Genomic DNA, 19,947 nt, shown 5'->3' on the forward strand with positions numbered 1-19,947 from the left:
GATGACATCGGATTCAGAGAAGGCCGTTGAGCAGTTGCTCGATACACCCGATCTTGCCACCGCGCTGGAAAGCGATCAGTTCAAAAAATTCCTCGACCAGGTGCCAATCGCGATTGCTGTTTCGGACTTGAGCGCGAAAGAGCGCGTGGTCTATGCCAATCCGGAATTCGAAAAACTGTCCGGTCTAAAGGCGGCCGCGCTTACCCGGCAGAATTGGGCAGCACTCCCTGGTATTGGCCTCCATCAGCACAAGGACCGGCCACTTGGCGAAGCCGTGGTTGAGGAGACCGATTTCGTCGGCACCTTCCGGCTGGAGCGCGAAGCGGACAGGGCCGTAATAGCTGACGTTTATTCAAACATCATCGTGGACGACAATGGCATGCGGTGCTTCCGGTTGGTGGCTCTGGTCGACGTGTCAGCCCATGGTGAAAATGACGACGGGCGCCCGGTGGAGGAACTCGTTCGCGAGAAGGACACGCTGCTGCGCGAACTCCAGCATCGGGTGAAAAACAACCTCCAGATGATCACGGCGTTGATCCGTCTCGAAACCCGCAACGCCACGGAGCCCGATCAGAAGCGGTTTGAGAGGCTCGCCGGGCGTGTCGACGCTCTGGCGATCCTCTACCAGACGCTATCGGCCGACGAACAGAAGGATGAAGTCGACCTTGGCGTCTATCTCAGCCAGATCGCGTCCGCGGTGATGACTTCGCATGCCGTAGAGGGTATTCGCCTCGACATGAAAGTGGACACATATCCGGTGTCGATCAACGTTGCTATGCCGGCGGGACTGGTCGTGAACGAACTGCTGACCAACTCACTAAAACATGCTTTCCAGGGGCGCGAAGGCGGCACGATAACGCTGCACAGCATCGTCGATGGCGACGGCTGCCGGGTCATCGTTGCTGACGATGGTATCGGCCTGCCGGAGGGCGAGTCATGGCCCAAGACCGGCAAGCTTGGCGCGCTGATCGCCCGCTCGTTAGCCGAGAATGCCAAGGCGCAGTTCGACGTAAAGTCGAGTGCTGGCGAAGGGACTGCGGTCACTATCATCTTTAGGCGATCCGAGGCAGAAAGCTCCGCTCTGAAATCCATCTGAAGTGCTGCTGCTCGACAGTTGTTACGCTGCAGGGCTAGTTCGGCTCGACCTACGGGATCAAGGCGCTTAGCCGCAGCGCGCGTGAAGCTTCCTGCCTCTGCGACGGCAATGAAGGCTGCGACATCGCTGAAATCGCGTTTCTCATTTATCAATTCATTCTAACTTCATTCGGATTATATAGCGGCCAATTAACGCCTGTCTCCTCCGTTATTTCTACGATCTCAATGACGGAAAGGGCCAAGAAAAATCAGTGACATGAACACATGGACGCTTGAGACGTCGGCTTTCAGGAAAAGCAAGGTTCATCTCAACAGTCCGAGATTGGGCGCTAAGCTGCCGCTCCGCTGCCCCACGGGCCATGGAAAGCGCCCGGCCCATCGATGCGTTCGAAGCCGTGCGCGCCGAAGAAATCGCGTTGCGCCTGGATCAGGTTCGAGGTGCCGCGGCCCTGGCGGTAGCTGTCAAAATAGGCCAGCGCCGACGACAGCGCCGGCACCGGCGAGCCGGCCTCCGACGCCCTTGCCACGATGCGCCGCAGCGACGGATGCGCCTCCTGCATCATCGCGATGAAGGCCGGTGCCATCAAAAGATTGGTGGCCGCCCCGCCGGTGCCGAAGGCTTCCGCCATCGTGTCCAGCAATTGCGAGCGGATGATGCAGCCTGCCCGCCAGATCTTGGCGATGGTCGGCATCGGCAGGTTCCAGTTGAATTCCTTCGACGCGCCGCTCATCACCGCGAAGCCTTGCGCATAGGCTGATATCTTGCCGGCGAACAGCGCCAGTTCGAGATCGCCAAGAAGCGCGTCCTTGTCTCCGGAAATCCTGGTCACGCCGCCTTTGCCATAGGCCTTTTCGGCGGCCAGCCGCTCGTCCTTGATCGACGACAGCACGCGCGCCGCCACCGCGGCCTCGATCGCGGTGGCCGGAATGCCGAGCTGCTGCGCCTCGATCACCGACCATTTGCCGGTGCCCTTCTGGCCGGCGCGGTCGAGGATGATATCGACCACCGGCTTGCCTGCCTTCGGATCGTCGGCGGCCAGCACCTTGGCGGTGATCTCGATCAGGTAGGAGTTGAGCCGGCCCTTGTTCCAGCCGGCAAACACCTGTGCGATCTCCTTCGGCCCCATGCTTAAGCCGTCGCGCAAAATGCCGTAGATCTCGGCGATCATCTGCATGTCGGCATATTCGATGCCGTTATGGATGGTCTTGACGAAATGCCCGGCGCCATCGGTGCCAAGCCATGCCGCACAGGGCTCATCCCTGAACTTGGCCGAAATGGCGGTCAGCACCTTTTCGACGCGTTTCCAGGACTGTTCCGTGCCGCCGACCATGATCGACGGTCCATGGCGCGCCCCCTCCTCGCCACCGGACACGCCCATGCCGATGAAGGTGAGACCCGAATCGGAAAGCTCGGAGAAGCGCCGCATCGTGTCGCGGAAATTGGCATTGCCAGCATCGATGACGATGTCGTTGGCCGACAACACGCCGCGCAGTGCCGCGATCTGCTCGTCCACCGGCTTGCCGGCCAGCACCATGATGACGATCGGCCGCGGCGGCCGGATGGCGGCGGCGAGTTCCTCCAGGCTGTAGCATGGCACCACCATATCCCTGAGCGCCCCGGCATTCTCGACAAAGGCGTCGGTGCGTGCCGCGGTGCGATTGAAAACGGCTATGCGGTGCCCCTTCTCGGCGATGTTGAGCGCCAGGTTGGAACCCATCGTACCAAGCCCGATCAGGCCGATTTCGGCTTTTTCCATCGTTTCTTCCCTGCTTTCGGATCTTTTGTTGAGGCGCGATTTGTAGCGGTGCCCATTCTTCTTGGGATGCCATTCTTGTCGAGATGCCAATCTTGCCGAAATGATTGACGGGCCTTCAGGGCCGCGTCAACCGCACTCGCCGAATTGTGTTGCAGCTTGTCCTCAAGGCCTGATGTCGATCGGCGCCTCTATCTTCACGATTTCGAAATCCGAGACGAGAATATCGAGCCGCGCTGTCCATCGGCCGGGAACCGGGACGACGAGACCGTCGACACGCCAGCTGCCGTCGCCTGGCTTTGTCGCCGCGCGCTTGATCGGCTCGATCCCGGCATCGGGTTTTGACAGCACCAGCGTCACTTGTTCAGCATCGAGCGGGCCGAAATCCCCGGTCATGATGACGATCGAGGCGGCAACCGGCCCAACATGGCCGGGTGTGATGCTGAGGTCGGCCATCGCCTTCGGCGTGTGGATATGCACCGAAGCCGGCTGCGCCGCTGCGATCGCCAGGGCGCGTGGCGGCGGCGTGAAGCGCCAGCCGGCGGCGACGCCGAATATCGCCAGAATGATCAGCATCTCAATGCCGATCGAGCGGACCAGCCTCTTCTGTACTTCCGTCTCTCCCGCTTCCGCGGGACCGGTCAGCTTCCAGCGGTTGATGGCGGCCAGAATGAACAGAAACAACAGCAGCGCCAGCTTGACCAGCAGCAGCCGGCCATAGGCGGTCTCGAGCAAAGCTGCGGGCGCCTGTACCTGGATGACAGCCAGCACCAAGCCGGTGGCCGCAAGCACGGCCACGACAGGCAGGATCGCCTGGGAAAACCTATGCAGGAAAGGCGCGGCCTCGGCCGGCTTCCGCCTGATAGTGAGACCGAGCGGCGCCAGCGCCCCGGCCCAGAACGCGACGCCGGCGCCGTGCAGAAACACCATCGGCCTTGTCAGCCATTGCGGTTCGGCAGCACTTGCATGTCCGCTGGCGCCAAGGGCGGCGCCGACACCGGCCAGGCCGGCAAAGGCAAACAGTTTTGCGCCGCCGCGCGGCCCGACCAGCGACAGCAGGCCAAGCCCGAGCGCCACCAGCGCGACCAGCACTGTCCAGCCGAAGCTGGTGGCGAGCCCGGCCTGCCAGACGCCTGGCTGCGCCAGCCGGACGAACGGTGCGCCGAGCGCGTCCAGTCCCTGCAAGCCGAGCGATAACGGCGCCGCGACGAGGCCGCACAGGATCGCGGCGATGACGAAGCGCCGGCCGGAACGCCCGCCCTTCGCCAGCCAGGCGATGGCAAAGGCGCCGCTGACGCCGAGAAACAGGCCGAAATAGAGAAAGACCTTGCCGATCCAGATTGCCGACCTCAGACCCCGGTCGACAGCTTCGGCGACGGCCGGCGCCGCACTCGGCGCGCCGATCGAAAACAGCACCGAGCCGCCGACCGGATGGCCATCGGCGGAGATCACCCGCCAGCTCAGCACATGCGTGCCGGATCCGAGCCGTTTCGGATTGTCGATGTCGAGCGTCTGGCCATTGAGCCGAAAGGACGTCAGCGGAACCGGCGTTCCATCGGGCCGCACCAAGGTCAGCATCAGCGGTGACACCGGCTCGCTGAAGGTCAGCGCGAACTGCGCGGGGCTCTGCGCCAGCACGGCGCCGTCCGTCGGCTCGGTTGTGACCAGCGCCGCGTGGGCGAAGGCCTGACCTGGCGCGGCAATGGCGGCAAGCAGCACGATCGCAGCCAGCAGGCAGATCGCAAATCGGCCGGTTGTGCAGACCGTTCGCAGCAGGGATGCAGCACTCATGTCACGGCACAAAACAGCGGCGCACTCTTTCGAACAAGGCGCGCCGCCAAATAATCATTGCTTCGGCGCAAGCTTGAGGCCGGGCGCCGGATATTCCAGCGCGTCCTCATCCTGGCCGGCCGCTGGTATCTCGATCCAGCGTTCGGCGGCGCCGTCGCATTCCTGCACCACCGGGAAGTAGAGCGTTTGGCCGGCCGGCAGATCCGCCGCCAGTGTGCCGCGGAAGACGAATTCGTCGTAGAATTCGTCCGGCAGGCTGCCGCCGCTCCAGTTGACTTCCTTGACGCCGCTGGACACCTCTTGACCATGGAGCTCATAGGATTTCTCGTATCTGCCGTTCTTGACCTGCAGCGTCCAGCCGGCCTTCGGCATCGGCTTCACTGAAATCACTCCCTCCGGGATCTGCACGCGCACGGCGGTCGTCGCCTTGCCTTCACAGCCATGCGGCACGTGCAGGACGGCCTTGTAGGTCGAACCGACCGTCGCCTCCTGCGCTTCCAGCGTAATGTGGGCAAAGGCAGCACTTGTCCCCAGGACGAAAAACGCGCCGGCCGACAGAAGATAACTGTTCATGATGGTTCCTCGAGTTTGAATTGTGCGGATCTGGCCGGATCAATTGGCATGGTCGTGCATGCCGCCCGTTTCGCCCATGCCTTCCACCGCGAACTCGACGGCGACCGTGCCAGCCTTTTCGAAGGTCAGCGCAGCGGAAAACGTCTCGCCTTGTTTGGGCTGACGCTTGAGGCCGATAAACATCAAGTGATAACCGCCGGGAGCCAGCGCGACCTCGCCGCCGGCCGGGATTTCGAGGCCGCCGCTGACCGGCCGCATGGTCATGACGCCGTCCTTGACACCCATTTCGTGCAGCTCGGTCCTGTCCGACACGTCAGAGGAGATCGACAGCAGCCGATCCGGCGAACTGCCGGTGTTGGTGACGGTGAAGTAGCCGCCGGCCACTTTGGCGCCGGGTGGCGTGGCGCGCGACCAGGGATGCACGATCTCGAGGTCGCCAACCCTGAACTCGTGCGCGAAAACGGCCTGGGCGCTGATAAACAGCAGGGCGAGGAGGAGTACGGCGACGCCGAGTCGCTCCTCGAAGCTGCGCAGGAAGCGGCTGTTGCGGCCGAGCCGCGCGCGAAAAGTGTGAGACATGATAGCTCCAGGAACTGAGAAATCGCGCCGTCGGCCGGTCGCGAACAGTTTCGATGTTGAACGCATTCGCCCGCGAAAAATTCCGCAAGGCGAACTGGGACGGATTAGGCCGTCACCGGAGGCGCGCGCGGATTCGACGGAGAGCGGTCGCGGGCAAAGTCGAGATGCCTGAACGCCGGCAGCACAAACGCAACGGTTTCGACGGAAAAATTGCCGGACACGGTGGCGGCAGCGGGCGGCGGCGCATAGACAGCCGAAGCCATGCCGCAGCCAGGCATGCAGCAAGCCGGCATGTGCTGCTGGTGCGGTTCGCCGCCGGGAAGCTGGGCCGCGCTCTGCTGGGTGCAGATGACATTGCCGAAAGCATCGCGTTGCGAAGCATCCGGGCCGATGCCGAAGGCGAATGCGCCAAGCACCGACTGGAGCATGAGCAAATAGGCGGCGGCGAATGTCGCCGGCATGCTCCATCGTCTCCGCCGGATGTTCAAACGCCTGCCTCCTCACGCAGCAACGGCAAGATATCTAGCACGCGGCCGGCGCTCGGAAAATCGCCAAATCACCACTGCGGCAACGCGGCGCTTTAATGCATGTCGCGCAAAAGTGTGCAGCGGTTTTGCGATAACGACATGCATAAAACAACAACCTAAAGCTCGCTACGCTTGCTGGCCTTCTGGAATCGACGTCAGCAGCGTGTGCCGCGCGGACTTCAGATGCTTGCGGCAGGCGGAGTCTACCTTGCCGAGATCGCGCGATTTGAGCGCCGCGATATAGGCTAGGTGTTCCGCGACTGCCACTTCGTTGCGCTCGCGCTCCTGCGCCTTGTTCCACTGATAGTGGTAGTGGAAGATCATGGCGATGACGTCGTAGAAATCGACGATGAAGCGATTGTGCGACGCGCGGTGGATCAGTCGGTGAAAGCGCTCGTCGAGTTCCGAGAATTCGTTGAAACGCGTGGCGATCTGGCGCGCCAGCAGGCGATGCTCGTCCTCCAGCAGGTCGAGGTCGGCCCACACCGGGCTGTCTTCCGGCAGGGCGGCGAAGGCGGCGGCCGAGCGCAGTTCGAACATCTCGCGGATTTCGGTCAGTTCCAGCGCGAAAGCGCGGGTAAAGCCTTTCAGCACCCAATGGCTGTTGCGGCGCTTCTCGATCAGCCCGAAGCGGGAAAAGCGGATCAGGAACTCGCGCACGCTGGTGGTGCCAACGCCGATCTCGCGCGCCAGCTCGAGTTCGTTGATCTGCATGCCGGGCTCAGCACCGCCGGCAAGCAGCCGCCGCATGAAGGAGCGCTCGATGATCTGCGAGAGCGTGTCGGTTTCTTCCTCGGGAAAAAAGTCGTCCGGCCGCGGCACGCGCAAAACCGTCTTGCTGCGCTTGTTCCAGGCGATCAGCCCGGTCTCTTCCATGCGCGCAAGGATGGTGCGGATGGTCGTGCGGCTGACGCCAAGCAGGGTGCCCAGCTCGGGCTCCGACGGCAGGCTTTTCGTTTCGTCGAGCAGCCGCAGACCGCGATTGTAGGCGTCCTTATAGACGTTGTTGCTCTTCGACATCCCCTGCCCCGTTGCGCGCCGGCGCTTGCGGCGGCCGGCTTGAAGCGCGATATGCAGATGCTCTGGCGCAGGCTCCCAGGAAGCGGAATCGCTTTTCGGAAGTCAGGCCTGGTTCCAGTGTGCGGTCCTCTGCGCATCCACAAGAACGCGCGGCTTCGTGAAAAAACAATTGACGCAAAACTGTTTTTTCACGATAAAAGACATTAACCGTTAACAGGCGCGTGTCAATCGCTTGCCGATCCCAGGAACACCCAGGAAACTGCCCGTGAACACCGCAAACAGCATTCTTCTGTCCCCCGCCGACAATGTCGCGGTCGCCAACGGCCGCATCGAGATCGGTGCGGTGCTGCCGGGCGGCGCCGTTGCCACGGCGCTGATCGAACCCGGCCACAAGGTGGCGATCAAGCCGATTGCCGTCGGCGAGGCCGTGGTCAAATACGCCCAGGCGATCGGCCGCGCCACTGAAGCCATTACGCCCGGCGAGCATGTCCATTCGCACAATCTGGTCTTCGAATCCGGGCGTTTGCCGGTGGTGCCGCCGAGCGAGGCCGTGCACGCCACAGAGGCCGATCGCGCCCGCACCTTCATGGGCTACCGCCGCGCCGACGGCCGTGCCGGCACGCGCAACTTCGTCGGCATTCTCGCCAGCGTCAATTGCTCGGCCACCGTTTGCCACGCCATCGCCGACGAGGCGAACCGGACGCTGCTGCCCAGATATCCGGGGATCGACGGCTTCGTTCCCATCGTTCACGGCCAGGGCTGCGGCATGAGCGCCACCGGCGACGGCATGATGGTGCTGCACCGCACGCTGGCCGGCTATGCCCGTCACCCGAATTTTGGCGGTGTGCTGATGGTCGGTCTCGGCTGCGAGGTCAACCAGCTCACCCTCTATGGCCAGAAGGGCGTCGCCGCGGGAAAGCGCCATTTCAACATCCAGGAAGCCGGCGGCTCGCGCAAATCTGTCGAGAAGGCGTTGGTCGTGCTGGCCGAGATATCAGAGGAGGTCGGCAAGCTCGAGCGTGAGCCGATTCCGGTCAGCGAGATCGTCGTCGGCCTGCAATGCGGCGGCTCCGACGGCATGTCCGGCATCACCGCCAATCCGGCGCTGGGCGCCGCCGTCGACATCCTGGCCGGCGTCGGCGGCATCGGCATCCTTTCCGAGACGACGGAAATCTACGGCGCCGAGCATCTTCTGGCCTATCGCGCGGCGACCCCGGAGATCGCCGCCAAGCTCGATGGCTATGTAAAATGGTGGGAAGACCATGTTGCCAAGCATGGCGCCTCCATCGACAACAATCCGTCACCAGGCAACAAGCGCGGCGGCCTGACCACCATTTTGGAGAAGTCGCTTGGCGCCGTCGCCAAGGGCGGCCAAACGCCGCTCAACGGCGTCTTCGGCTATGCCGAGAAGGTCAGCGGCCGCGGCTTGGTGTTCATGGACACGCCCGGCTACGACCCGGTTTCCGCCACCGGCCAGGTGGCTGGCGGCGCCAACGTCATCGTCTTCACCACCGGCCGCGGTTCCTGCTTCGGCTGCCGGCCGACACCGTCGATCAAGGTCGCCAGCAACTCGACCATGTACCACACGATGGAAGAGGACATGGACGTGAATTGCGGCGTTATCGCCTCGGGCGAAAAGACCATTGCCGGCATGGGCCGCGAGATTTTCGAGTTGATCGTCGAGACGGCTTCTGGCCGCAGGACCAAGAGCGAGGAGTTCGGCTACGGCGACAACGAGTTCGTGCCCTGGCACCTCGGCGCGACCCTCTAGCCCGACCGCTAACCGACAACGACAACGGACAGACCGGAACAACGGCCGGTGGGAGGTTTTGCATGAGGAAACGCCGTGTCGGCAGCACCGGGCTGGAAATAACCGAGGTCAGCTTCGGCGGCGCGGCGGTCGGCGGGCTCTACCGAGCCTGTCCACGCGAGACGGCGATGCAGACGCTGCAGGTCGCCTGGGATGCCGGCCTGCGCTATTTCGATACCGCGCCCTTCTACGGCTTCGGCCTCTCGGAACGCCGCTTCGGCGATTTCCTGCGCGACAAGCCGAGGGACTCCTACGTGCTGTCGACCAAAGTCGGGCGCCTGTTGCGGCCGGTGCCGGAAGACCGGATTCCGGACCATTCCTATGTCGACCCGCTGCCCTTTGCGCCCGACTACGACTATTCCTATGACGGCATCATGCGCTCGGTCGAGTTCAGCTATGCGCGGCTTGGCCTCAATCGAATCGACATCCTGTTCGTCCACGACATCGGCGTCTATACGCATGGCGTCGAGAAAACGAAGCTGCATTTCCGCCAGTTTATGGATGGCGGGCTAAAGGCGCTGGAAGAGCTGAAGTCGTCCAGGGTCATTTCCGCCTACGGCCTTGGCGTCAACGAGGTGCAGATCTGTCTCGATGTGCTGCGCCAGGCGCCGCTCGACTGCATCCTGCTCGCCAGCCGCTATTCGCTGCTCGACCGCACCGCCGAAGCCGAATTGCTGCCGCTTTGCCGGCAACGGCAGACCTCGCTGATCATCGGTGGCGTCTTCAACTCGGGCATTTTGGCGACCGGCCCGGTGCCGGGCGCGCATTTCGACTACCTGCCGGCCACCCAGGACATTCTCGACCGCATCGGCGCCATGGAAAAAATCGCTGCCGAGGGCGGCTACCCGCTTGCCGCGGCGGCGTTCCAGTTCCCGCTGCACCAGCCTGTGGTGGCTTCTGTGCTGACGGGCACCGCCAAACCGGCCAATCTGGAACGAAATCTGCAACTGCTCGACATCCAGGTGCCTGAAACAGAGTTCGCCAAATATGATCCCTACACGGTCGTTCAGAAGCTCGGCTGATGCGCTGCGGCCTTCGCCGGTTGAACGGCGGACGATGCGATCAGGAGGCGCCCCACCTTACCCCTCAAATAAGAATGAATATTCCATCTTGACTAGCAGATGGAATTAATATTCCATACCTTTTCGGAGAGGGTTTGGCAATAAGGATCGGCACTCCCTTCCGGTCGAGGCATACGCAGCACGATACGAAACACCGCTTGCGTCGACCGGACCGATGCACTATCAAAATGCGGTAAATGTTTTTTATTGATAAAGTTCCGTTTGGCCAGCGCCTATCCAAACCGAGCTTCCGCTACGTTCACCAGGCGACCTAGGGAGGAAGTCTAATGAAATTCGTGACCAGCATTCTCAATCGCCGCGCATTCGTGGCGCTCGCCGCCGCCTCGATGCTTGCCGGCGCGATGCATTCGGCGCCGGCTTCGGCGGCGGACGTAACCATTCCGATCATCGTCAAGGACACCACCTCTTTCTACTGGCAGATCGTGCTGGCCGGCGCCCGCAAGGCCGGCAAAGACCTCGGCGTCAACGTGCCGGAACTCGGCGCCCAGGCGGAGACCGACGTCAACGGCCAGATCTCAATCCTTGAAAACGCCGTCGCCGGCAACCCGGCTGCCGTGGTCATCGCACCAACCGAGGCCAAGGCGCTCGGCAAGCCGATCGACGAGGCAGCCACCAACGTCAAGATCATCGGCATCGACTCCGGCGCCGACTCCAAGGCCTTCACCTCGTTCCTGACCACGGACAATATCCAGGGCGGCCGCGTCGCCGCTGACGGGCTGGCGGCCGCGATCGGCGAAGCCAATGGCGGCAAAATCGAGGGCGACGTCGCCCTGATCACCGCGCTTCCGGGTGCCGGCTCGCTCGAGCAGCGCGCCGAGGGTTTCAAGGAACAGCTTGCCGCCAAATATCCCGGCCTCAAGCTCATTGCCGACAAATACGCCGATGGCCAGGCCACCACCGGCCTCAACATCGCGACCGACCTGATCACCGCCAACCCGAACCTCAAGGGCATCTTCGCCTCCAACCTGATCATGGCGCAGGGCGTCGGTCAGGCGATTGCCGAGAACAGCCTTGCCGGCAAGGTCGGGCTGATCGGTTTCGACAGCGACGAGAAGCTGGTCAAGTTCCTCAATGACGGCGTCATTTCCGGCCTCGTCGTCCAGGATCCGTACCGGATGGGCTATGACGGCATCAAGACGGCGCTCGCTGCCTCGAAGGGCGAGAAGGTCGAGGCCAATGTCGACACCGGCGCCAACCTCGTCACCAAGGCCAACATGAAAGATCCGAAGATCGACGCGCTGCTCAATCCGAAGCTCGACTGAGCACCGGCATTGGCACGCCGTTTCCGGGGCTTTTTTGCCCCGGAAACGGACTACACGTGCCACTCGTGAGGCCAATCTGGGAGGCCAATCTGGGAGGATTGTCATGACGTCGACGGCGCAGGAACTGCATCCCGCCCCAACGCTGGAACCGGGCAGGACGATCCTCGAACTCAAGGGCTTGGAGAAGCGATATCCTGGCACGCACGCGCTGAAGCCGGTTGACCTCGCCTTCAAGGCCAGCGAAATCCACGCCATTGTCGGCGAGAACGGTGCCGGCAAATCCACCCTGATCAAGCTTTTGACCGGCGTCATGCCGCGCACCTCCGGCGACGTCATCTGGGAGGGCAAGCCGGCAGCGCTCGCGACGCCGCATGAGGCGATGGCGCTCGGCATCAATGCCGTGCACCAGGAGGTCGTTCTGTGCCGCCATCTCACTGTCGCGGCCAACATGTTCCTCGGCGAGGAGGATTCCCGCTTCGGCATACTGCAGCAGCGGGCCATGGTCAGGGAAGCGCAGAAGATCATCGACGATCTCGGGTTCGATCTGCCGGCCCATGTCGTGCTGGGTGACCTGACCATAGGCCAGCAGCAGCTGATCGCCGCCGCCCGCGCCACCGTGCGCGGCACCAAGTTCCTGATCTTCGACGAGCCGACCGCCTATCTCACCCGCAAGGAAGCCGACCAGCTGTTCACGCTGATCCGCCGGCTGAAGGGCGAAGGCGTCACCATCATCTACATCAGCCACCGCATGGAAGAGGTGTTCGAGCTCGCCGACCGCGTCTCGGTGCTACGCGACGGCACGCTTGTCGGCACCAGGAACATCGCCGAGACCAACGAAGCCGAGCTGGTCAAGATGATGATCAACCGCTCGATCGAGCAAGTCTATCACAAGGAGCATTTTACCCCGGGCGCGACGCTGCTCGAAGCCCGAAATCTTTCCGGCAAGGGCTTCGAAAATGTCTCGATGACGGTCCGTGCCGGCGAAATCGTCGGGCTCTACGGCCTGATCGGCGCCGGGCGCAGCGAGTTCGTCACCACGCTCTACGGCCGTCACCGCAAGTCGGCCGGCCAGATCCTCTGGGAGGGCAAGGAGGTTCAGGTCAACTCCGAGCATGACGCCATCAGGCTCGGCATGGCGCTGGCGCCGGAAAGCCGCCGCGACCAGGGCCTCTGCCTCAACCTGCCGGTCGGCCTCAATCTCAATCTGCCAATCTACAAGCGCATCTCCAGCAATCTGCTGATCTCCAGCGCACAGGAGAAGACCGAGGCGGATCACCAGATCGCCAATCTCAGGATCAAGACGCCGACGCGCAACGCCCTCGCCTCCAGCCTGTCCGGCGGCAACCAGCAGAAGATCGTCATCGGCAAATGGCTGGCGCACGGCGCCAAGCTGTTCATCTTCGACGAGCCGACAGTTGGCGTCGATGTCGGCACCAAGGCAGAGATCTACCGCCTGTTCGGCGAACTGTTGTCCAAGGGCGCCGGCATCATCCTCATCTCGTCCTACCTGCCCGAGGTCTATGAACTGGCCGACACGCTGCATGTGTTCCGGCGCGGCAAACTGGTGGCCACTCATGGTTTCCACACTGCCGACCATGAGGAGATCCTCACCCAGGCGCTGGCCGAGAAACAAGAAAAACCGGGAGGACAGATATGAGCACCGAGGCGATCCCGGCCGAAAGGCCGAAACGCAACTACAACGCGCTGTTCGGGCTGACGCTGCTGGCGCTGCTGGTGCTGTTGTGGGTCATCCTGTCGGTGGCGACGCCGAGCTTCGCCTCCGCCAACAACATCTCGAACCTGCTGCGGCAAGGTTCGATGATCGCCATCCTGGCAGTCGGCCAGACCTTCGTCATCATCACCGGCGGTATCGACCTTTCCGTCGGCGCCGTCGTCGGCTTCGCCACCGTCATCGTGGCGATGCTGATCAATGCCGGCGTGCCGATTTACCTCGCCATCCTGATCACCTTGCTGGTCGGCGTCGCCATCGGCCTGTTCCACGGCTTCGGCATCGTCAAGATGGGCCTGCCGCCCTTCATCATCACGCTGGCGACGCTGACCTCGCTGCGCGGCATCGGCCTTTTGATGACCAACGGCAACTCGATCTCGATCAACAACGACGCCTTCCAGCTGTTTTCACGCAGCTCGTTTCTCGGCGTCCCCAATCTGTTCTGGATGGTGATCCTGGTTGGTATCCCCGCCTACATCTTCCTGCATCACAGCCGCTGGGGCCGGTATCTGTTCTCGGTCGGCTCCAACGCCGAGGCATCGCGTCTGTCCGGTGTCAACGTCCAGCGCACCATCTACATGGCCTATACGCTATCGGGCCTCTGTGCGGCTTTTGTCGGCGTGCTGCTTGCCTCACGCATCGGCATCGGCAATCCGACACAGGCCGAGGGCTGGGAGTTGCAGGCGATCGCCTCGTCGGTGATCGGCGGCACCTCGCTGTTCGGCGCCGTCGGCTCGGTGCACGGACCGCTGCTTGGCGCCTTCATCCTCGCCACCATCAACAACGGCGCCAATCTGTTGAACGTCAATGCCTTCTGGCAGCGCATCATTACCGGCGTGCTGATCATCGTCATCGTCTATTTCGACGGCCTGCGCCGCCGCGGCAAGTAGACCATCTTAACAACCGCCGGCCCCGCGATCGGGCCGGCGGTGCCATGAACCGACTGGATCAAAGCATGAAAGCCGTCATCTGCCGTTCGCCCGGCGATCTTGTTGTGGAAGACCGCCCGGCGCCGAGCTCACCACCGCCGGGCTGGGCGCTGGTCGCGGTCAGTCATGTCGGAATCTGCGGCACCGACTATCACATCTTCGAGGGCAAGCATCCGTTCCTCGCCTATCCCCGCATCATGGGTCACGAGGTCTCCGGCACCGTGATCGAGGCCGGCGAAGGCGTCGACCTGCCGGTGGGCGAGCCGGTGATCATCAATCCTTATCTCGCTTGCGGCAAATGCATCGCCTGCCGGCAAGGCAAGCCGAATTGCTGCGTCAGGATCGAAGTGCTTGGCGTCCACCGCGACGGCGCCATGTGCGAACGGATCCTAGTGCCGGCGCAAAATCTCTATCCGGCCAACGGCCTGTCGCTGGCCGATGCCGCCGCCGTCGAATTCCTGGCGATCGGGGCGCACGCCGTGCGGCGCTCGCTGGCCGATCCCGGCGCGCGCACGCTGGTCATCGGCGCCGGGCCGATCGGCCTCGGCACAGCGCTGTTCGCCCATATCGCTGGTCTCGACGTGACGCTGCTCGACATGAGCGCGGAAAGGCTTGGCTTCGCCGCAAGCGAACTCGGCTTCGCCACCCTCGACGGCTCGCGGCAGTCTGCGACCGATCTGGTGCGCGAGGCGACCAACGGCGAAGGTTTTGACGTGATTTTCGATGCCACCGGCAACACCCAGTCCGTCCAGACGGCCTTCGCCCATGTCGCGCATGGCGGGACGCTGGTCCTGGTCAGCGTCGTCAAGGACGACATCGTCTTTTCCGATCCCGAATTCCACAAGCGCGAGATGACGCTGATCGGCAGCCGCAACGCTCTGCGCGCTGACTTCGACCATGTCGCTGCCTCGATCCGCGATGGTGCTGTGCCGCTGGCAAAGCTCATAACCCATCGCACGACGCTTTCGGATACACCGCGCGACCTTGCCTGCTGGGCGCATGAAAAATCCGGCCTGATCAAGGCCGTCATCCAGGTCGGATGAAACCGGACCTAAAGCGCCGATATCTTGAGCTCGACCCGCTCGGCCGGAAACCGCGTTTCGGCGAACTGGATCGGCTGGCCGTCCGGCGTGACGTTGACGGCGACCGTGACCAGCACGATGGCGCCGGGCTGCAGATTAAGATCGGCAAGGTCGGCGGCGTCGGCGTGGCGGGCCGACAGCACCGTCGATTGCCTGAGATAGTCACCGATGCCGAAACGCTGGAATGAGGCGGTCACCGATCCGGTTTCGGCCATGGCGGCATCGATGCCGGCGAAGCGTCCGGCGTCGAACCAGCCGGTGGCACGCGAGACCGGTTGCCCATCGGCTTCGCCGCGTGTCTCGAGGCGTATTACAGTCGAACCCCTGGCAAGCCCCAGCCCTTCGGCGACGCGCCGGCTGGCCGGCTCGACCGCCGATTCGAGCAGCACGCTGCGGCGCTCCGACGCCTGCCCTTGCAAGCCCTCCGAAAAACGGGTGCGGGCGCCGATCGGATAGGACAGGCGCTTGCGCGACAGGACGAAGGTGCCGCGCCCCTGTTCGGCCCTGAGCACGCCATCCTGCACCAGTGCGGCGATGGCGCTGCGCACCGTATGGCGGTTGACGCTATAGCGCTCGGCCAGTGCAACTTCCGGTGGCAATGCAGCATTCTCGGCAAAGTCGCCGACGGCGATCGAATGCAGGATCTGGTCGGCGATCTGCCGCCACAGCGAGACGCCGCTGCGCCGCTCCAGGCTGCTGGCCAACTGCTGACCGATCATCTCTGTGCCCCGATCTTTTCGCCCCTGTCATCCATCCGTCATGGACACGCATTAGAAAATAGATATAATTTGTATAATTGTCTATATCAATGGACAAATTTCGATGCAAGGGAATGTCAACCATGCGAGGAAAGGAAGCGCGCGATCAGCAGCTTGAGCGCAAGGCCGTCATGGCGACGCTGGCGCAATCGACCGGCGACGATATCGTCCGCCTCTGGAACGAATCCGGCCTGCCTTCGGAAGCAGAACTCCTGCGCGGTCCCGAAACCGGCCTGGTCACCGTGCGTGGCCGCATCGGCGGCGGCGGCGCGCCATTCAACGTCGGCGAGGCGACGGTCACCCGCGCGACGGTGCGGCTTGCCTCGGGAGAAGTCGGCCACTGCTACGCGCTCGGCCGTGACAAGCAGAAAGCAAAACTGGCGGCGATCGCCGACGCGCTCTGGCAGGATCCCACCCGCCGCGACGAGGTCGAGAGCAAACTCGTTGCGCCGCTGCAGGCCGCACTGGCCAGCGGACGTGAGCGGCGGCGCGCCGAGACGGCGGCAACGAAGGTCGATTTCTTCACCATGGTGCGCGGAGAAGACTGATGGAAATCGCAACCCAGGCGATCGAGGGCGGCTTTGCCGATCCGGTGTTCGACGCCCAGACGGTGTTCCGCGCCGTGATGGACGCAATGGCGCGGCCGGGCACCCTGCAGCCTCTGCCGATCTTTGCCCGCCCGCCGGCGCCGCTGTCGGCCACCGCGGGCGCCATCGCGCTGGCGCTGTGCGACAACGACACGCCGCTCTGGCTCGACCTCGTTTTGCAGGCCCCAGCAGCGGTGAAATCCTGGCTCGGCTTCCACACCGGCGCGCCACTGGCCCACACGCCAGCCGATGCGCATTTCGCGCTGATCGCCACGCCGGCCGAGATGATGGCGCTCGACGGCTTTTCACAAGGCACCCAGGACTATCCCGACCGCTCGACGACGCTGATCCTGCAGGTCAGCGATCTCGTCTCAGGCACCCCTCTGCTGCTCGAAGGTCCTGGCATCGAAACAACCGGAACAATCGCGCCGGCGCAGATGCCGCGCCACTTCGTCGAACAATGGAACCAGAACAATCAGCGTTTCCCGCGTGGCGTCGACATTATCCTCGCCACCCCGGAAGGCGTTGCCTGCCTGCCGCGCACGACGCGCATCAAGACGATGGAGGCGTGATATGTATGTCGCGGTAAAAGGCGGTGAAGCCGCCATTGCCAACGCCCACGCCCTGCTCGCCGACCGCCGCCGCGGCGACCGTTCCGTGCCGGCGCTTCGCCTCGACCAGATCGTCGAGCAGCTGGCGCTCGGCGTCGACCGGGTGATGAGCGAAGGTTCGCTCTACGACCGTGAATTGGCGGCGCTGGCCATGGTTCAGGCGCGCGGCGACATGATCGAGGCGATCTTCCTGGTTCGCGCCTATCGCACTACGCTGCCGCGCTTCGGCTACACCAGGGCGATCGACACCGGCGCGATGCTGGTCGAGCGGCGCGTGTCGGCGACCTACAAGGATCTGCCTGGCGGCCAGCTGCTCGGCCCGACCTTCGACTACACCCACAGGTTGCTCGACCCCGAGCTTGCCGCCGGCGGCGAGGTCGCCGAGCCGCTGCAGCGCGCCAGCGACGCGGACGCCATGCCGCGTGTCTCCGCCATCCTCGCCCGCGAAGGCCTAATCGAGCCCGACGGCGACATGCCGCAGGACCATATCCCGGGCGACATCACCCGCGAGCCGCTGGAATTTCCGATGGCGCGCGACATCCGCCTGCAGGCGCTGTCACGCGGCGACGAGGGTTTTTTGCTGGCGCTCGGCTATTCCACCCAGCGCGGCTATGCCCGCAACCATCCGTTCGTCGGTGAGGTTCGCATCGGCGAGGTCGAGCTGGAACTCGACGTGCCGGAGCTGCCATTCGCCGTACGGCTCGGTTCTGCGCGTGTCACCGAGTGCCAGATGGTCAACCAGTTCAAAGGCTCCGCCAAGGCGCCGCCGCAATTCACCCGCGGCTACGGCCTCGTCTTCGGCCAGAGCGAGCGCAAGGCGATGGCCATGGCGCTCTGCGACCGCGCGCTTCGTGCAACCGAATTCGGCGAAGATGTCGTCGCCGCTGCCCAGGACGAGGAATTCGTCATCTCGCATTCCGACAATGTCCAGGCGACCGGCTTCGTCGAGCATCTGAAGCTGCCGCACTATGTCGACTTCCAGGCCGAGCTCGACCTGGTGCGCCGCATGCGCGCCGAGCACGACGCCCGCGAGAATGCCGGCAAGGTCGAAGAAAAGAGGGAGGCCGCGGAATGACCGCACAACCGACCGATATCGCAACCTACAACTTCGCTTATCTAGACGAGCAGACCAAGCGGATGATCCGCCGCGCGATCCTCAAGGGTATCGCCATTCCCGGCTACCAGGTGCCGTTCGCCTCACGCGAAATGCCGATGCCCTATGGCTGGGGCACCGGCGGCGTCCAGGTTACCGCCTCGATCATCGGCCCGGACGATGTGCTGAAGGTCATCGACCAGGGCGCCGACGACACCACCAATGCGGTCTCGATCCGCGCCTTCTTCAAGAAGGTCGCAAATGTCGCCGTCACCACCGACACGGCGAAGGCGACCATCATCCAGACCCGCCACCGCATCCCCGAGCACCCGCTGACCGCAGGCCAGGTGCTGGTCTATCAGGTGCCGATTCCCGAGCCGCTGCGCTTCCTCGAGCCGCGCGAGACGGAAACGCGCAAAATGCATGCGCTGGAGGAATACGGCCTCATGCATGTAAAACTCTACGAAGACATCGCCAGACACGGTCGCATCGCCACCACCTACGCCTATCCGGTCAAGGTCGAGGGTCGCTATGTGATGGACCCGTCGCCGACGCCGAAGTTCGATAACCCGAAAATGCACCGTTCGCCGGCTCTGCAACTGTTTGGTGCCGGGCGCGAAAAGCGCATCTATGCGCTGCCGCCTTTCACCGATGTAGTCAGCCTCGACTTCGAGGACCATCCGTTCGAGGTGCAGACCTTCGACCAGCCCTGCGCTCTGTGCGCGGCCGAAAACGTCTATCTCGACGAGGTCATCCTCGACGACCATGGCGGCCACATGTTCGTCTGCTCCGATACCGACCATTGCGAGAAGCGGCGCGAGCAAGGCCATCGCGGCCACCTTGCGCCCGAGACCCCTCCTGCCCTGGAAAAAAGGGAGCCGGCGCAATGACCGACGAACCGCTGCTGCGCGTTTCCGCGCTGTCCAAGTTCTACGGCTCGCGCATTGGTTGCGAGAACGTCAGCTTTGACCTGTGGCCGGGCGAGGTGCTGGCAGTGGTCGGCGAATCCGGATCCGGCAAGACGACGCTGCTCAACTGCCTGTCGACCAGATTGCTGCCGAGTTCCGGCACCGCCAGCTACCGCATGCGCGACGGCCAGTTTCGCGAGCTATACCGCATGAGCGAGGCCGAGCGCCGCTTCCTGATGCGCACCGACTGGGGTTTTGTCCACCAGAACCCCGCCGACGGGCTGCGCATGACGGTGTCGGCCGGCGCCAATGTCGGCGAGCGGCTGATGGCGGTCGGCGACCGCCACTATGGCAAAATCCGCGCTACCGCCGTCGACTGGCTGTCGCGCGTCGAGATCGACGAGGACCGTATCGACGACGAACCGCGCGCCTTTTCCGGCGGCATGCGCCAGCGCCTGCAGATCGCCCGCAACCTCGTCACCGGGCCGCGGCTGGTGTTCATGGACGAGCCGACCGGCGGCCTCGACGTTTCCGTGCAGGCGCGCCTGCTCGACCTGTTGCGCGGCCTGGTCACCGATCTCGGCCTGGCGGCGATCGTCGTCACCCACGACCTTGCTGTGGCGCGTCTGCTGTCGCAACGCATGATGGTGATGAAGGACGGCCGCGTCGTCGAAAGCGGCCTCACCGACCGCGTGCTTGACGATCCCCGCGCGCCCTACACCCAGCTTCTCGTTTCTTCCATTCTGCAGGTGTGATC

The 19,947-nt window shown here is 63.6% G+C and carries 19 protein-coding genes; 12 read left to right on the forward strand and 7 right to left on the reverse strand.

The features are described 5' to 3' along the window. The first annotated feature begins 1 nt into the window (after nt 1). Nucleotides 2-1,096, forward strand: coding sequence for a sensor histidine kinase (locus tag AC0L15_RS10325; protein ID WP_287245893.1), 1,095 nt, complete (start codon nt 2-4; stop codon nt 1,094-1,096). Between the two features lie 328 nt (nt 1,097-1,424). On the opposite strand, the gene gndA is transcribed toward AC0L15_RS10325, so the two are convergent. The 6 genes from gndA to AC0L15_RS10355 form a co-directional block, all read right to left on the reverse strand. Further along, complete coding sequence (gndA, locus tag AC0L15_RS10330) at nt 1,425-2,852, reverse strand: NADP-dependent phosphogluconate dehydrogenase (protein ID WP_473496298.1); 1,428 nt, start codon at nt 2,850-2,852, stop codon at nt 1,425-1,427. Between the two features lie 162 nt (nt 2,853-3,014). Then, entirely contained in the window at nt 3,015-4,640 is a 1,626-nt protein-coding gene (locus AC0L15_RS10335) for a copper resistance CopC/CopD family protein (RefSeq protein ID WP_473496299.1), read from the reverse strand. Between the two features lie 54 nt (nt 4,641-4,694). Next, nucleotides 4,695-5,213: a YcnI family copper-binding membrane protein gene (locus AC0L15_RS10340; protein ID WP_287245889.1), complete on the reverse strand. Its 519-nt coding sequence runs from the start codon at nt 5,211-5,213 to the stop codon at nt 4,695-4,697. 39 nt (nt 5,214-5,252) lie between these two features. Next, entirely contained in the window at nt 5,253-5,792 is a 540-nt protein-coding gene (locus tag AC0L15_RS10345; RefSeq protein WP_287245887.1) for a copper chaperone PCu(A)C, read from the reverse strand. Nucleotides 5,793-5,896: 104 nt separating this feature from the next. Continuing rightward, a complete protein-coding gene (locus tag AC0L15_RS10350) occupies nt 5,897-6,253 on the reverse strand; it encodes a DUF2946 family protein (protein ID WP_287223234.1) in 357 nt (118 codons plus the stop codon). A 192-nt stretch (nt 6,254-6,445) separates the two neighbouring features. Further along, the gene (locus AC0L15_RS10355) at nt 6,446-7,339 is read right to left on the reverse strand and encodes a GntR family transcriptional regulator (RefSeq protein WP_287245885.1); all 894 of its coding nucleotides are present in this window, start codon (nt 7,337-7,339) and stop codon (nt 6,446-6,448) included. 265 nt (nt 7,340-7,604) lie between these two features. On the opposite strand from AC0L15_RS10355, the gene AC0L15_RS10360 reads away from it, so the two are divergent. The 6 genes from AC0L15_RS10360 (at nt 7,605) to AC0L15_RS10385 (ending at nt 15,194) form a co-directional block, all read left to right on the forward strand. Further along, nucleotides 7,605-9,110, forward strand: coding sequence for a UxaA family hydrolase (locus tag AC0L15_RS10360; RefSeq protein ID WP_287245884.1), 1,506 nt, complete (start codon nt 7,605-7,607; stop codon nt 9,108-9,110). 62 nt (nt 9,111-9,172) lie between these two features. Next, the gene (locus AC0L15_RS10365; RefSeq protein ID WP_287245882.1) at nt 9,173-10,171 is read left to right on the forward strand and encodes an aldo/keto reductase; all 999 of its coding nucleotides are present in this window, start codon (nt 9,173-9,175) and stop codon (nt 10,169-10,171) included. Nucleotides 10,172-10,497: 326 nt separating this feature from the next. After that, nucleotides 10,498-11,493, forward strand: a complete 996-nt coding sequence (locus tag AC0L15_RS10370; protein ID WP_287245879.1) for an ABC transporter substrate-binding protein — start codon at nt 10,498-10,500, stop codon at nt 11,491-11,493. A gap of 103 nt (nt 11,494-11,596) precedes the next feature. Then, the gene (locus AC0L15_RS10375; protein ID WP_287245878.1) at nt 11,597-13,150 is read left to right on the forward strand and encodes a sugar ABC transporter ATP-binding protein; all 1,554 of its coding nucleotides are present in this window, start codon (nt 11,597-11,599) and stop codon (nt 13,148-13,150) included. Continuing rightward, nucleotides 13,147-14,112: an ABC transporter permease gene (locus tag AC0L15_RS10380; RefSeq protein WP_027153113.1), complete on the forward strand. Its 966-nt coding sequence runs from the start codon at nt 13,147-13,149 to the stop codon at nt 14,110-14,112. The genes AC0L15_RS10375 and AC0L15_RS10380 overlap by 4 nt, the downstream gene beginning before the upstream one ends. Nucleotides 14,113-14,177: 65 nt before the next feature. Beyond that, a complete protein-coding gene (locus AC0L15_RS10385; RefSeq protein ID WP_287245877.1) occupies nt 14,178-15,194 on the forward strand; it encodes a zinc-binding alcohol dehydrogenase family protein in 1,017 nt (338 codons plus the stop codon). Nucleotides 15,195-15,202: 8 nt separating this feature from the next. On the opposite strand, the gene phnF is transcribed toward AC0L15_RS10385, so the two are convergent. Then, nucleotides 15,203-15,952 carry a phosphonate metabolism transcriptional regulator PhnF gene (gene phnF, locus AC0L15_RS10390; protein ID WP_287245875.1) on the reverse strand — a complete coding sequence of 250 codons (750 nt, stop codon included), beginning with the start codon at nt 15,950-15,952 and terminating at the stop codon, nt 15,203-15,205. 122 nt (nt 15,953-16,074) lie between these two features. On the opposite strand from phnF, the gene phnG reads away from it, so the two are divergent. Genes phnG through phnK form a run of 5 tightly spaced genes read left to right on the forward strand, consistent with a single transcriptional unit; the run spans nt 16,075 to nt 19,945 of the window. Beyond that, the gene (gene phnG, locus AC0L15_RS10395) at nt 16,075-16,539 is read left to right on the forward strand and encodes a phosphonate C-P lyase system protein PhnG (RefSeq protein WP_287245873.1); all 465 of its coding nucleotides are present in this window, start codon (nt 16,075-16,077) and stop codon (nt 16,537-16,539) included. Next, nucleotides 16,539-17,150 (forward strand): phosphonate C-P lyase system protein PhnH, encoded by a 612-nt coding sequence (gene phnH / locus AC0L15_RS10400; protein ID WP_287066973.1) that lies wholly within the window; start codon nt 16,539-16,541, stop codon nt 17,148-17,150. Before phnG ends, phnH begins: the two co-directional genes overlap by 1 nt. A 1-nt stretch (nt 17,151) precedes the next feature. Next, nucleotides 17,152-18,264: a carbon-phosphorus lyase complex subunit gene (locus AC0L15_RS10405; RefSeq protein WP_287245871.1), complete on the forward strand. Its 1,113-nt coding sequence runs from the start codon at nt 17,152-17,154 to the stop codon at nt 18,262-18,264. Continuing rightward, complete coding sequence (locus tag AC0L15_RS10410) at nt 18,261-19,172, forward strand: alpha-D-ribose 1-methylphosphonate 5-phosphate C-P-lyase PhnJ (RefSeq protein ID WP_287245869.1); 912 nt, start codon at nt 18,261-18,263, stop codon at nt 19,170-19,172. Before AC0L15_RS10405 ends, AC0L15_RS10410 begins: the two co-directional genes overlap by 4 nt. Next, nucleotides 19,169-19,945: a phosphonate C-P lyase system protein PhnK gene (gene phnK, locus AC0L15_RS10415; RefSeq protein ID WP_091595419.1), complete on the forward strand. Its 777-nt coding sequence runs from the start codon at nt 19,169-19,171 to the stop codon at nt 19,943-19,945. Before AC0L15_RS10410 ends, phnK begins: the two co-directional genes overlap by 4 nt. Nucleotides 19,946-19,947 lie beyond the last annotated feature (2 nt).

The sequence above is a fragment of the Mesorhizobium sp. WSM4846 genome, assembly GCF_055811415.1.